Source organism: Erwinia sp. MYb416 (assembly GCF_037479575.1).
In the GTDB taxonomy this organism is placed as follows: domain Bacteria; phylum Pseudomonadota; class Gammaproteobacteria; order Enterobacterales; family Enterobacteriaceae; genus Erwinia; species Erwinia rhapontici.
This window is the reverse complement of record NZ_JBBGYT010000309.1, coordinates 155,920-168,610: the sequence shown is the minus strand read 5'-3', so window position 1 is coordinate 168,610 and position 12,691 is coordinate 155,920. Positions and strand designations below refer to the sequence as shown.

Annotated in this window: 13 protein-coding genes; 8 read left to right on the top strand and 5 right to left on the bottom strand. The window is 57.6% G+C overall.

Annotated features, from left to right (window positions below):
• Positions 1-61 precede the first annotated feature (61 nt).
• Complete coding sequence (locus WH277_RS03505) at positions 62-985, top strand: substrate-binding domain-containing protein (RefSeq protein WP_159337734.1); 924 nt, start codon at positions 62-64, stop codon at positions 983-985.
• Positions 986-1,215: 230 nt separating this feature from the next.
• Positions 1,216-2,070 (top strand): alpha/beta hydrolase, encoded by an 855-nt coding sequence (locus tag WH277_RS03500; protein WP_159337736.1) that lies wholly within the window; start codon positions 1,216-1,218, stop codon positions 2,068-2,070.
• Positions 2,071-2,229: 159 nt separating this feature from the next.
• On the opposite strand, the gene WH277_RS03495 is transcribed toward WH277_RS03500, so the two are convergent.
• Positions 2,230-3,048, bottom strand: coding sequence for an alpha/beta fold hydrolase (locus WH277_RS03495; protein WP_167864219.1), 819 nt, complete (start codon positions 3,046-3,048; stop codon positions 2,230-2,232).
• Positions 3,049-3,218: 170 nt separating this feature from the next.
• Between WH277_RS03495 and WH277_RS03490 the strand changes: the two genes are divergently transcribed.
• Together WH277_RS03490 and WH277_RS03485 are read left to right on the top strand one after the other, a co-directional pair.
• Positions 3,219-3,344 carry a hypothetical protein gene (locus WH277_RS03490; protein WP_259152251.1) on the top strand — a complete coding sequence of 42 codons (126 nt, stop codon included), beginning with the start codon at positions 3,219-3,221 and terminating at the stop codon, positions 3,342-3,344.
• 2 nt (positions 3,345-3,346) lie between these two features.
• Entirely contained in the window at positions 3,347-4,924 is a 1,578-nt protein-coding gene (locus WH277_RS03485; RefSeq protein ID WP_133844413.1) for an MFS transporter, read from the top strand.
• A gap of 118 nt (positions 4,925-5,042) precedes the next feature.
• Here the strand turns inward: WH277_RS03485 and WH277_RS03480 are convergent, their stop codons facing one another.
• Positions 5,043-5,579 carry a MarR family winged helix-turn-helix transcriptional regulator gene (locus WH277_RS03480; RefSeq protein ID WP_133844411.1) on the bottom strand — a complete coding sequence of 179 codons (537 nt, stop codon included), beginning with the start codon at positions 5,577-5,579 and terminating at the stop codon, positions 5,043-5,045.
• A 62-nt stretch (positions 5,580-5,641) separates the two neighbouring features.
• On the opposite strand from WH277_RS03480, the gene WH277_RS03475 reads away from it, so the two are divergent.
• The gene (locus tag WH277_RS03475) at positions 5,642-6,514 is read left to right on the top strand and encodes an EamA family transporter (RefSeq protein WP_133844409.1); all 873 of its coding nucleotides are present in this window, start codon (positions 5,642-5,644) and stop codon (positions 6,512-6,514) included.
• A 42-nt stretch (positions 6,515-6,556) separates the two neighbouring features.
• Here the strand turns inward: WH277_RS03475 and WH277_RS03470 are convergent, their stop codons facing one another.
• Positions 6,557-7,465, bottom strand: coding sequence for a LysR family transcriptional regulator (locus tag WH277_RS03470; protein WP_133844407.1), 909 nt, complete (start codon positions 7,463-7,465; stop codon positions 6,557-6,559).
• A gap of 130 nt (positions 7,466-7,595) precedes the next feature.
• Here WH277_RS03470 and WH277_RS03465 point away from each other — a divergent pair, with 130 nt between their 5' ends.
• Genes WH277_RS03465 through WH277_RS03455 form a run of 3 tightly spaced genes read left to right on the top strand, consistent with a single transcriptional unit; the run spans position 7,596 to position 10,723 of the window.
• Positions 7,596-8,237: a hydrolase gene (locus WH277_RS03465; RefSeq protein WP_133844405.1), complete on the top strand. Its 642-nt coding sequence runs from the start codon at positions 7,596-7,598 to the stop codon at positions 8,235-8,237.
• Positions 8,238-8,277: 40 nt separating this feature from the next.
• The gene (locus WH277_RS03460; protein WP_339504370.1) at positions 8,278-8,862 is read left to right on the top strand and encodes an antibiotic biosynthesis monooxygenase; all 585 of its coding nucleotides are present in this window, start codon (positions 8,278-8,280) and stop codon (positions 8,860-8,862) included.
• Positions 8,852-10,723 (top strand): amidohydrolase, encoded by a 1,872-nt coding sequence (locus WH277_RS03455; RefSeq protein WP_208868843.1) that lies wholly within the window; start codon positions 8,852-8,854, stop codon positions 10,721-10,723. The genes WH277_RS03460 and WH277_RS03455 overlap by 11 nt, the downstream gene beginning before the upstream one ends.
• Before the next feature lie 65 nt (positions 10,724-10,788).
• Here WH277_RS03455 and WH277_RS03450 read toward each other — a convergent pair whose 3' ends face one another.
• Both WH277_RS03450 and WH277_RS03445 read right to left on the bottom strand, forming a co-directional pair.
• Positions 10,789-11,649, bottom strand: coding sequence for a hypothetical protein (locus WH277_RS03450; RefSeq protein ID WP_167864220.1), 861 nt, complete (start codon positions 11,647-11,649; stop codon positions 10,789-10,791).
• A gap of 23 nt (positions 11,650-11,672) precedes the next feature.
• Complete coding sequence (locus WH277_RS03445; RefSeq protein WP_339504367.1) at positions 11,673-12,650, bottom strand: hypothetical protein; 978 nt, start codon at positions 12,648-12,650, stop codon at positions 11,673-11,675.
• Positions 12,651-12,691 lie beyond the last annotated feature (41 nt).

The window sequence follows — 12,691 nt, the reverse complement described above, 5'->3', positions numbered from 1 at the left end:
CACCGTTCATTCTTTTCACTACTCAAAATAATAACTTACCTACACCTACAGGAATCCATCCATGAACGTGAATAAAATCGCACTGTTGATTGGTGCTCTTGCACTGGCACCCGCTTCCCAGGCAAAAGATCTGCGTATCGGTGTTGCACTGGCGAACTTCGATCTTAACTTTGTCTCCATTCTGCGTACGCAGATGGCGAAAGAGATGGAAAAAGAGAAGATCCAGGGACAGTTTGAAGATGCTAAAGGTGATATCGCGGTACAGGTACAGCAGGTTGAGAACTTTATTAACCAGGGCGTGGACGCCATCATCCTCAATCCGGTGGATACCCAGGGAGTAAAACCGATGATGGAGGCGGCAAAACGCGCCAATATTCCGCTGATTTTTGTTAACCGTAAACCGGAAGTCGAACTGAGCGGAAAGATGGCTTATGTTGGCTCCGATTCGCTGCTGGGCGGGCGCATGGAGATGGAAGCGCTGGCGAAAAAAATGAACTACAAAGGGAATGTCGCCATTCTGATGGGCGCCCTGTCGGCAGAAGAAGCACGTCAGCGCACCAAAGCCACGGAAGATGTCATCGCCAAATATAAAGAGATGAAAGTGGTTGAGAAGCAGTCTGCCCAGTGGATGCGTAACGAAGCCGTGGATGTCACTTCCGGCTGGTTGCTGTCCGGCAATAAGATCGATGCGATTGCTGCCAACAACGATGAGATGGCGATTGGCGCGATTATGGCGCTGAATCAGAGCGGTAAGAAAGATATCCTGGTCGCCGGGATCGATGGCACCCCGGATGCGCTGCAATTTATTAAAAACGGCAAGCTGGCATTAACCGTTTTCCAGGATGCCGCAGGCCAGGGTAAAGGCGCGGTTACCATGGCAAAACAGGTCATTGACGGCAAAAATGGCGACAAGTTTATGTGGATCCCGTATCAGGTGATCACCAAAGATAACTACGAAGCCTTTGTCAGCAAAAACGTGAAATAATTCCCGCCGGGCCCTGGCCCCCAGGGCCCGCTAGACACCTTCCTGACTATTTTCCATTCCGTGATGAAAAAAGTGTGATCTCAGTGGCATTTTCTTTTCGATATGCATACTATTTCGCCACTGAGCCTATTCCTTAGTGGCTCAACAATACCTTCCCTGTTTTCTGCTGAGAATGTTGGACATGCATCTTGATTAGTCGCCGTCGGTTCATCCTGGGCACCGGCGCGTTTATGCTTGCCATGAGCACCGATAAGCTGTTCGCCCGTCAGGACTTTTTCCCGCTATGGCCGGACGAACCGCCAGGCGGCGGCGGCCCGACGGGAGCGCTGCGCATTTCTGCGAATGGATCGTGGTCAAACATTGTCAGCCCGGGCATTCAGCGCTTTGTGCCGGAGAATCCTAACGGTAAGGCGGTACTGATCGCCGCTGGCGGTGGCTATCGCTGGATTGGCATGGGCCGGGAAGGGTGGCCGGTGGCGCGCTGGCTGAACAGCAAAGGCTATACCGCCTATGTGCTCAGCTATCGTCTGCCGGGCGAACACTGGCAGGATGGCAACCGCGTGGCGTTTCAGGATGCACAGCGGGCGATTCGCCTGGTGCGTTCAATGGAAAACAATGTGCACCTGCTTGGCTTCTCGGCGGGCGGGCATATGCTGGGTCTGGCGGCTGCGCGCCCGGATTACGCATCCTATGCTCCGCAGGATGCGATTGACCAGATTGTCCCCAAAGCTGACAGCGTGGGGCTGATTTACCCGGTGATCACCCTCGAACCCCCTTACACGCACACCAATACACATCTGTCGCTGGTGGGCAATCATCCGTCCCCGGCGGAAGAGGCCAACTGGTCAGTACAGAACTATGTCACCCGTGCTTACCCGCCCTTGTTCCTCGCTCAGGCGGAAGATGACCGTACCTCAGACCCGGAAAACAGCGTGATCATGCACGATATCTGCCGCAAGGCCGGGGTTTCGGTGCAGATGATCCGTATTTCGCAGGGGGGGCATGGTTTTGGCCTTGGCAAGGCAGGAACGCCTGCCGCCATCTGGGATGAGGCCTATGCCGTGTGGCTGGCGGCGCGCAGCTGATGCGGGTCAGGCATGCCTGACCCCTACGTATTACCCTGCAAAGTAGGGGCGGGGCATGCTGACCCCTACGTATGACCCTGCAAAGTAGGGGCGGGGCATGCTGACCCCTACGTATTACCCTGCAAAGTAGGGGCGGGGCATGCCCCGCCTGCGATAATATCACCGCTGCAAAAACGCCAGCAGATCCTGATTTAACTGATCCTGATGGGTCACAGCAAAGCCGTGCGGCGCGTCGTCGTACACTTTCAGCTCCGATCCGGGGATCATCGCGGCAGCCAGTTTACCGGTGGCTTCAAACGGCACAATCTGGTCGTTACTGCCGTGGATCACCAGCGTTGGCACGGTCACTTTCGCGATATCGCCACGGAAATCAGTCTCTTCAAACGCCGTCACGCAGTCAATAGTGCCTTTCAGCGACGCCAGCAGCGCGATATTCAGCGTCTGGGCCAGCACGCCGTCGGAAATTGTTTGCCCGGCGTTAATGCCGTAGAACGGCGTGGCAAAGTCTTTGATAAACTGCGCACGATCCTTGCGTAATCCATCACGAATACCGTCAAATACCGCTTTTTCTACCCCTTCAGGATGGTCGTCTGTCTTACCGAAGATCGGCGTCACCGCCCCCAGCAGCACCAGTGCGCTGACGCGCTCACTGCCGTAGCGACCGATATAGCGCGACACATCGCCGCCGCCCATTGAAAAGCCCACCAGCGTAATGTCATGCAGATCAAGGTGCTGGATCAGGTCGTTGATGTCTGACGCAAAGGTATCGTAGTTGTACCCTTCCCACGGTTGGTCAGAGCGGCCAAAGCCACGGCGGTCAAAGGCGATAACGCGGTAGCCGCGTTCGGCAAGAAAATTCATCTGACTGTCCCACATATCGGCATCCAGCGGCCAGCCGTGGCTGAACAGGACCGGCTTACCCGTGCCCCAGTCTTTGAAATAAATTTGCGTGCCGTCCTGCGTAGTGAATGTGCTCATTTCTGTTTCCTCGAAGGTGGATGACGTGATGTTGTGACTAACAAAAAAATCTTAACGAGTTGCCCAGTTCTTTCCGCTATCAGCAAATTCTAGTCGCCATTAGTCTTGTTTCCAGCAGCGAAACACTCGCTCACTACATCGCTTACTGATAACGAAAAGAGGAATTGACCATGTCTACATTCGACCTGCTGGACCCACAGAACACGTACGACGACGTGATGGATCGAGTGCGTGAGCACAGCGGTGCGTACGGCATGGGCGAACAGGCGGCTGCTGCACTTCGTCCTGGAGCCTGACCATGAAGACAACGTCATCCGGTGCTTTTGCGCCGCTTAAGCAAGGGCTGTTTGCGGTGATCTGGGCCGCGACCATCCTCGGCAATACCGGCAGTTTTATGCGCGATGTTGCCAGTTCATGGCTGGTGACCGGGCTGTCATCTAACCCGGCGGCTGTCGCACTGATGCAGACTGCCGCCACCTTACCGATTTTCCTGCTGGCAATCCCGGCCGGGGTGCTGTCCGATATTCTTGATCGCCGTCGCCTGCTGATTTTTGTCCAGCTGCTGCTGGCCAGCGTCAGCGGTACGCTGCTGATCCTCTCGCATAATAATCTGCTGACCGTCGAGTATCTGGTGGCACTGACCTTTATTGGCGGTATCGGCGCTGCGCTGATGGGCCCGGCCTGGCAGGCGATTGTGCCGGAGCTGGTGCCTCGTCCGCAGTTGAAGAATGCGGTGGCGCTTAACTCGCTGGGGATCAATATCGCCCGTGCAGTGGGCCCGGCAACCGGCGGTCTGCTGCTGGCAGCACTCGGTGCCTGGGCAGCCTACGGGGCGGATGTCCTGAGCTATGTGTTCGTTATCGCTGCGCTGATCTGGTGGAAGCGGCCGCATAAAGCGAAAAATGAGCTGTCTGAACATTTCTTCGGGGCGTTCCGTGCGGGCATTCGCTACGTCAAAGCCAGCCGTGAATTGCACCGGGTGCTGGTGCGCACCGCGATTTACTTCTTTTTTGCCAGCGCCATTTGGGCACTGCTGCCGTTGGTGGCGCGTCATTTGTTACAGGGCAGCGCCGGGTTTTACGGCACGCTGCTGGGCGCGGTTGGTATCGGGGCGATTACCGGGGCGCTGCTGCTGCCTGTCCTGCGTCAGCGGATGAACGTTGACGGGTTAATGCTGCTGTCGGCGGGGCTTTCCGCGCTGGTGATGGTGGTCATTGCCCTGCTGCCGATCAAAGCGCTGGCTCTGCCGCTAATGGTGCTGCTGGGCATCAGCTGGATTATTGCGCTGACCTCACTGAACGGTGTGGCGCAGGCGGTGCTGCCCGACTGGGTGCGGGGTCGCGGTCTGGCGGTCTATCTGATGATTTTCAACGGTGCTATGGCCGCAGGCAGCCTGTTCTGGGGGCTGGTGGCACAGGAAACCGGCCTGGTGGGAACCCTGCTGATTGCCGCTCTGGCGCTGACGCTTTCCGCGCTGTTGTGTCTGCGCCTTAAACTTCCGGCAGGCGAGGCTGACCTGCAACCGTCCGGTCACTGGGATCAGCCCGCGTTAGAAACACCCGTCACGGCAGATCGTGGCCCGGTGATGATTCAGATTGAGTACCAGGTCGCACCCGAAGATCGTCCGGCGTTTCTGGCAGAGATTAAAAACCTGTCGCTTACCCGCCGCCGTGATGGGGCTTACGCCTGGGGCATTGCCGAGCACAGCCACGATGCCACCACGCTGATCGAGTGGTTCCTGGTGGAGTCCTGGCATGAGCATCTGCGTCAGCATCAGCGCGTCTCCCATGCCGATGCGGATTTACAAAGCAGCGTGACCCGTTTCCATCAGGGAGAGGAAAAACCGTTGGTCAGGCACTTTATTTCGCTGGGCTGAAGGGCAGTGATCTCGCAGCGATCAACGAACAGCGCAGGCTCCCACTCCCCACCGACAGAGTCGATATGACTGACTGCATGATAATCATCCCTCCAGGGCCGTTATTGCGGCCCTTTTGTTACGTCTTGTTCGTATTATCCTGCTGGCACTCTAACGCCTGCATCAGCTGAGAGAGAGACGCATCAAGACTCGCCAGCACCTCCGCGGGCAACACCGATAGCATCTGACGTTCGTTCTCAACATGCGGCCCCACGGCGCGTTCAATCAGTTCCAGCCCCTCGGGTGTGAGCTGCACCAGGGTGCTGCGTGCATCTTGCTGGCTGGCTGTACGCATTATCAGCCCCCGGGTTTCCAGCCGCTTCAGGCGGTGGGTCATGGTGCCCGATGTCACCATCAATGTGGAGAATAGTGCGGTCGGGCTGAGGCAATAAGGTGCGCCAGAACGACGCAACGTGGCCAGCATATCGAACTCCCAGCTCACTAAATCAAAGCGGGCAAAACCCACTTCCAACTGCTGCTCAAGCAGGATGGCACAACGCTTTATTCGTCCGATCGGCCCCATCGGGCTGGCATCCAGATCGGGGCGTTCGCGCCGCCATTGTTCGAGAATGATATCGACCGCATCACGCGGCGTTGGAGGGGTTCGATTATTCATTTGCCTTGACTTCAAGATAGTTGATCAACAGAATCATAATATCTTGAATTGAAGGTAATGTCATGAACACTACACCCTCTTTGCGCTACTGGCGCGATGTCTTGCTGACCGCCCTGGCGCCTGCCATCTGGGGCTCCACCTATATTGTGACCTCTGAACTTCTGCCACCCGATCGGCCATTCACCGCGGCATTAATCCGCGTGTTGCCCGCAGGCCTGTTGCTGCTGCTTTTCACGCGACAGATGCCCGCCCGGCGTGACGTGTGGCGGTTGATCGTGCTCAGTGCCTTAAACATTGGTGTCTTCCAGGCTCTGCTGTTTGTCGCGGCCTATCGCCTGCCCGGTGGCCTGGCTGCGGTGCTGGGCGCTATCCAGCCGTTGCTGGTGATGGTGCTGGTCTGGGCGGTGGATCGCCGATCACCGGCACAAGCCACACTGTGGTCCGCGGTGGCGGGAGTGGTGGGAATGGCCGTGTTGCTGCTCTCGCCACAGACGGTGTTCGAACCCCTCGGCATGGCAGCGGCATTCCTGGGCGCCGCCTGCATGGCGACAGGTGTCTGGCTGACGCGCCGCTGGCGAGTGGATCTCCCCGTGCTGTCGCTCACCGGCTGGCAGTTAGTGATTGGTGGGTTGATGCTGGCGCCCGTGGCGTGGCAGGTCGATGCGCCACTGCCGGAACTGACTCTGACGCAGTGGGCCGCCTACAGCTATCTCAGCCTGGCCGGGGCACTGCTCGCCTATTCACTCTGGTTCCGCGGTGTGGCCCGTTTGCCGACGGTGGCCGTGGCTTCGTTAGGTTTACTTAGCCCGCTGGCTGCCGTGGTACTGGGCTGGGCGTTACTGGGGCAATCCATCACCGGTACGGCGTTACTGGGGCTGGTTGTCGTGCTGGCGAGCGTATTTGCCGTGCAGTGGACAACCACACGCGCCCGCTAAGAGCGGCAAAGGCTGATGCCCGGGTGACCCCGGGCGCAGTATTCACTCCGCGGCATACACGCTGCGAATACCCTCGAAGTTCTGGAGCCGCTCACGCCACCACATGGCCGCATTCCCGGTGGCGCTGTCGCTCCAGGCCAGAAATGCCTGGTCACGCCGGGTTTCACTGTCCAGCTGGCGTTCGACCAGCGCGCCGCTTTCCAGATGCGGGGCCGCCAGATAGCGCGGGAGATAGCCGCAGCCCAGCCCGTCCACCTGTGCCTGCAGTTTATCGCTGAAACTGTGCACGCTGAGAATCGGCTGCTCATCCAGTACGCGTAAATCGGTGCCTTCGGCATGGCGTGAGCTGTCGTGGACCACTACCGCGCGGTACTGGCGGATCTGCTCGCGCAATAATGGGGCAGGCAGCGCCGCCAGCGGGTGATGGGGCGCAATGGCGAAGGCATATTCCAGCCAGCCAACCGGCACACAGCTGACACCGCTGTGGCGCACCGGTTCCTGAACCGCGCCGAATACAATATCGGCCAGCCCATAACTCAGCGCCTCCCAGCAGCCCGCCAGCACATCCTGGCGGAACAGCAACTGAGTATGATGATGCTCCTGATAAAACGCATCAATCAGGCCAGAGAGCAGGGAAAACGGCACCGAAGCATCAAGGCTGATCGTGAGCTTACTTTCCCAGCCGCTTTCCACATACTGCGCCTGCTGCTCAAGCTCCCCCACGGCGCGCAAAAGAATGCGACCTTTTTCCAGCATTAAGCGCCCGGTGGGGGTAAATGTTGCACGATGACCGGAGCGATCCAGCAGCGTGATATTCAAATCGCTTTCCATCTTTTGCACCGTGTAACTCAGCGCAGAGGCGGTTTTAAACAGCCTGGCCGCCGCTGCGGCAAAGGTTCCGTGTCGGTCCAGTGCATCCAGAATCAGCAGCGCTTCAAGGTTTAATCGCATGGTTTTCCCCAAACCCAAAATTTGTTTAACAACAACCTCAATTCTTTCCGTTATCAACCCGGGCGGCCATTTCGTATTGTGTTAACACGCAAGACAAACCCGAAACCTGAAACGTAAAAGGAATAAAAAAATGTCTAAATTCGACCTGCTGGACCCACAGAACTCCACCCTGATTTTCATCGACCATCAGCCGCAGATGTCCTTCGGTGTTGCCAACATCGATCGTCAGCAGCTTAAAAATAACACCGTTGCTTTGGCAAAAGCAGGAAAGATTTTTAACGTGCCGACGATTTACACCTCGGTGGAAACCGAAAGCTTCAGCGGCTATATCTGGCCGGAGCTGCTGGCAGTGCACCCGGAGTCTACGCCGATTGAGCGTACCTCGATGAACTCCTGGGAAGATGAAGCGTTCGTGAAGGCAGTGAAGGCCACCGGGCGTAAGAAGCTGATTATCTCGGCCCTGTGGACCGAAGTGTGCCTGACTTTCCCGGCGCTGATGGCGATGAAAGAGGGCTTCGAAGTTTACGTGGTGACCGATACGTCCGGCGGCACCAGCGTGGATGCGCACGAGCGCTCTATCGACCGTATGGTGCAGGCGGGCGCGATCCCGGTGACCTGGCAGCAGGTGTTGCTGGAGTACCAGCGCGACTGGTCACGTAAAGAGACGTACGACGACGTGATGGATCTGGTGCGCGAGCACAGCGGAGCGTACGGCATGGGCGTGGATTACGCCTACACGATGGTACACAACGCCCCGGCCCGCAAAGCCTGATGGCCTGGCCCCCCTGGCGGGGGGCATTAAGGAGAACGTCGTGGATTACCCCCATCAGCCTGAACACATTACCCTGGTGATTACGCATCGCCTGCTGCCCGCGAAGCAAGACGACTATCAACGCTGGCTGAAAACTATTTTACCGCAGGCGGCGCTGTTCCCCGGTCATCTTGGCGTGAATGTACTGCGCCCGGTACACGGTGAAATGACCTGGACGATACTGGTCAGATTCGACAACCTGGATAATCTTTATCAGTGGCTTAACTCGCCACAGCGGGCGGCGCGTGTGGGAGAGCTGGCGGGGATGCTGGCGGGGCAGGAGCATATTGAGATGCGCCCCGGGGCGGCGTTCTGGTTTACCCCGGCCGAGCCGGGACGGGCAGCACCGAAACAGTGGAAACAGTTTCTGGTGACGCTGGTGGTGATTTTTCCCTCCACTAATCTGGTTCCCTGGTTTTGGGGGGCGTTGCTGCCCGCCAGTAAAGGAACGCTGTGGGGACACTTTCTTAACGATGCCTGCGTGGTTGGCCTGGTGGTATATCTGTGGATGCCGGCGATAACGCGCTTATTAAACGACTGGTTGTCCCCGCGCGGGAAAACCAGCCTGGAGAGTAATGATGAATAATGCCTCATTGATTCTGACCAACGGTAAATTCCATACGGTTGACCGTGAAAACCCACTGGCGACGGCGGTAGCGATTAAAGACGGTAAGTTCCTGGCCGTAGGCAGCGAAGCAGAAGTGATGCAGTTTGCCGGGGATGACACAAAGCGGGTGGATCTGAAAGGCCACACCGGTATCCCGGGGCTGAACGACTCGCATCTGCATTTGATCCGCGGCGGGCTGAACTACAACCTTGAGCTGCGCTGGGAAGGCGTGCCGTCGCTGGCCGATGCTTTACGTATGCTGAAAGAGCAGGCGCTGCGTACGCCAAATCCACAGTGGGTGCGTGTGGTCGGTGGCTGGAACGAGTTCCAGTTTGCCGAGCGCCGTATGCCAACGCTGGATGAAATCAATGAAGCCGCACCGGACACGCCGGTCTTTATTCTGCACCTCTACGATCGTGCGCTGCTGAACCGTGCCGCCCTGCGTGTGGTGGGTTATACCAAAGATACGCCAAACCCACCGGGCGGCGAGATCCAGCGCGACGGTAACGGCAACCCGACCGGGATGCTGATTGCCCGTCCTAACGCGATGCTGCTGTACTCCACGCTGGCAAAAGGGCCGAAGCTGCCGCTGGAACAGCAGGTGAACTCCACCCGTCAGTTTATGCGCGAGCTGAACCGTCTGGGCCTGACCAGCGCCATTGATGCAGGCGGCGGTTTCCAGAACTACCCGGATGATTACGAGGTGATCAGCGAACTGCACGAGAAAAAGCAGCTGACGGTACGCATTGCCTACAACCTGTTTACTCAGCGACCGGGTCACGAGCTGGAAGATTTTGAACGCTGGACCGATATGCTGAAACCGGGGCAGGGCACAGACTTTTATCGCCATAACGGCGCGGGCGAGATGCTGGTGTTCTCGGCCGCTGACTTTGAAGACTTTCTGGAGCCGCGTCCGGACCTGGCACCCGGAATGGAAGATGAGCTGGAGCGTGTGGTACGTCACCTGGTCGAACACCGCTGGCCGTTCCGTCTGCACGCCACCTATAACGAATCGATCAGCCGTATGCTGAACGTGTTCGAGAAGGTTAACCGGGAGATTCCGTTCAACGGTCTGCACTGGATTTTTGACCACGCAGAGACCATTACCGAAGCCAATATCGAGCGGGTTAAAGCGCTGGGCGGCGGGATTGCGGTCCAGCATCGCATGGCGTTTCAGGGCGAATATTTTGCCGAGCGCTACGGTCATGAAGCGGTGAAGCAAACGCCTCCTGTGGCGAAAATGCTGGAAGCGGGGGTGCCGGTTGGTCTGGGCACGGATGCCACCCGAGTGGCCAGTTACAACCCGTGGACGGCGCTCTACTGGCTGGTGTCTGGCCGCACCGTGGGCGGTATGGCGATGTATGACGTCAATGCTCGTCTGGACCGTGAAACGGCGCTGATGCTGTGGACGCAGGGCAGCGCCTGGTTTTCCAGCGAGCAGGGGAAAAAAGGGCAGATCAAAGTGGGGCAACTGGCTGACCTGGCAATCCTGTCACAGGATTATTTCAGCGTGCACGAAGAGGCGATCAAAAGCATTGAGTCGGTGCTGACCGTGGTGAATGGCGATGTGGTGTATGCCGCAGGCAGTTTCAGCCCGTTGTCACCGCCGCTGATACCGGTCTTGCCGGAATGGTCTCCGGTCGTGACCACACCAGGCCATTACCGCAGTGCGCCACCGCTGGCGAATGGTCGCGTGGCCTTTGCCTCACAGCCGCACCAGTGCAGCGGACCTTGTGGTGTGCACAGTCATTCGCATGATGTCGCGCGCCGTTCCAGCGTGCCGGTATCCGATGACAATGCCTTCTGGGGGGCGCTGGGCTGTTCCTGCTTTGCGTTCTGATCGCAGGGGGTCAGGCATGCCTGACCCCTACATTGACCTGCTAATCACAGGTTCCTGTCACGGGCTTAGGGCACACTCAGTGCACGAATCACCGGGTCGCGATAGTTCTCATCAATCCTGATGCCTGCCGCGCGCAGTCGTGCTTCCTGCTGCGCACGCTGTGTGGCCATCTTTTTCAGTAATGCAGGCAGCAGGGTTTTCCAGCGGTGGCGATCCTCATACTTGAAGTAATCCTGGTACGTCTGTTCCTCACTACGGAACGCCAGGGTGAACAGATAAGTGCCGCGCTCGGCGGGCGCGGTTTTACTGTTCTCACGCTGTGCGCTGAGGGTCAGGTATTCGTTACCACGATAAAAATACCAGTCCGCTAAAAACGGCAGTGCCAGCCACTGGGCGTTATTGAGGTGGGATGACGGATCGTTAAACGGTGTCGAAAGGCTGGAAGCGGTCATCACCTGTTCAATCCGCATGGCATTAGCCACTTCAGACCCCGGAAGACGCGGTTCATTCTGGGTGATAAAACGCTGCCAACCGGCAGCCTGAAGGCGGCCGACCAGTTGATAGAACCACACCCTGCTATCCGCCAGCAGGCTGTCTTCCGGCAGGCCGAGAGGGTAAATATTGATTTCATCAAAACGATCGTGGTTCTCTTTGTAGACCGGGGCGGAAAAAGAGAACACACCATTGATGGTGAAAGAGCGATCGCCGCCGAGGATCAGATTGAGGGTATTGCCGCTTTTCGAGGGCTTGGTGAAATTATACCAGCACATCGTGTCATCGCAGTCGCGGGTGAGATCCTTGCCTAATGCCGCCTGCATCGGTTCGATACTGTCGCCCAGCCACACCTTTACGGTGCGGGTCACTGGCGTACTGGCGTTATCACACCCCGACAGTAGCACCAGCAGAAAAAGCAGTAACGATTTCACTGTCCAGCCTCCCTGTCTGATCATCAGCGCTGCTCTAGTTTCAGCAGTTTTAACAGCTCTTTGTCATTGAGATGAAACGCCAGTTTTTCAGGTAAGGGGCGTTCAAAGTCGCGTAGGTCACTCAATTCATAGAAAAAGTTGTTGCTGTAGAATGCATTAATCGCGGCCAGCTCTGGCATGAGATCCAGCATCGGGGTGGCGGTGTTGTAGCCCGATCGCACCCGGGCCAGCGACTCGAGGGGAGAACTGCATGCGGCGCATCCCAGATTCACCCCTTTTGCCCACAGTCGGTAAGCGTCTAAACGATGTCCCTGCATCCATGCCAGCTTGCCAAGGCTGGCATACGCCGGGGCATAACCCTGTTTAACGGCACATTCCAGCATCGCTTTGCCGATCGGATGCAACTCTCTGGCCTGCGGAACAATGGTCCCACCGGCCAGGTCCATCGCCTGCGGGCTGCCGTGATCGACCGCCGCTGACAGCAGCGTATACATGGTGTTGTAATCACGGCCATAAAGTGAGGCGGCATAGTCAGACATGGCGATGGGGATACCCTGTTGAATCATCTTTTGCAGGGTGGCACTGGCCTGTGTTGCGGCCTCAGGGGTGGCCGGATAACGCAGTGTCCAGAGAGTATCGAGGTAAACCGCCTTCCAACTGCCGGCCTTCACCGCGGCTGCCAGCAGGTCTTCGCGTTTTTTACGATTCCCGGCATCCAGCCAGAAGTTTTCCACCGGGTCGCCCTCTGCTGCATAGTCCACCAGCTGGCGGAAGGCCGCGGCTGCCGCGGGGCTTTCCTTCGGCGTGGCGCCCTCCTCCGTGCGACAGACAAATTTTTTATCTTTAAATTCTGCCAGCAAATGCGGCTCAGGGGAGAGTTGATCCGAACTGCCATAGACGGGGGGCAAGTGATTGAAGTCTTCTAATGATTTTGCCGATGCGCTGGCACAGAACGCAAACAGGCCGGAAAACACCAAAGCAGAAAGCGAAACGAGTTTCATTGAGTCCCTTTAAGCGGGCCTGGCGTATTGGCTGGCCCGTC

What these genes read in the sequence shown, in the direction of transcription:
- WH277_RS03505 (WP_159337734.1), top strand. Translation starts at nt 62, where the DNA reads ATGAACGTGAATAAAATCGCACTGTTGATTGGTGCTCTTGCACTGGCA.
- WH277_RS03500 (WP_159337736.1), top strand. Translation starts at nt 1,216, where the DNA reads ATGCTTGCCATGAGCACCGATAAGCTGTTCGCCCGTCAGGACTTTTTC.
- WH277_RS03495 (WP_167864219.1), bottom strand. Translation starts at nt 3,048, where the DNA reads ATGAGCACATTCACTACGCAGGACGGCACGCAAATTTATTTCAAAGAC.
- WH277_RS03490 (WP_259152251.1), top strand. Translation starts at nt 3,219, where the DNA reads ATGTCTACATTCGACCTGCTGGACCCACAGAACACGTACGACGACGTG.
- WH277_RS03485 (WP_133844413.1), top strand. Translation starts at nt 3,347, where the DNA reads ATGAAGACAACGTCATCCGGTGCTTTTGCGCCGCTTAAGCAAGGGCTG.
- WH277_RS03480 (WP_133844411.1), bottom strand. Translation starts at nt 5,579, where the DNA reads ATGAATAATCGAACCCCTCCAACGCCGCGTGATGCGGTCGATATCATT.
- WH277_RS03475 (WP_133844409.1), top strand. Translation starts at nt 5,642, where the DNA reads ATGAACACTACACCCTCTTTGCGCTACTGGCGCGATGTCTTGCTGACC.
- WH277_RS03470 (WP_133844407.1), bottom strand. Translation starts at nt 7,465, where the DNA reads ATGCGATTAAACCTTGAAGCGCTGCTGATTCTGGATGCACTGGACCGA.
- WH277_RS03465 (WP_133844405.1), top strand. Translation starts at nt 7,596, where the DNA reads ATGTCTAAATTCGACCTGCTGGACCCACAGAACTCCACCCTGATTTTC.
- WH277_RS03455 (WP_208868843.1), top strand. Translation starts at nt 8,852, where the DNA reads ATGATGAATAATGCCTCATTGATTCTGACCAACGGTAAATTCCATACG.
- WH277_RS03445 (WP_339504367.1), bottom strand. Translation starts at nt 12,650, where the DNA reads ATGAAACTCGTTTCGCTTTCTGCTTTGGTGTTTTCCGGCCTGTTTGCG.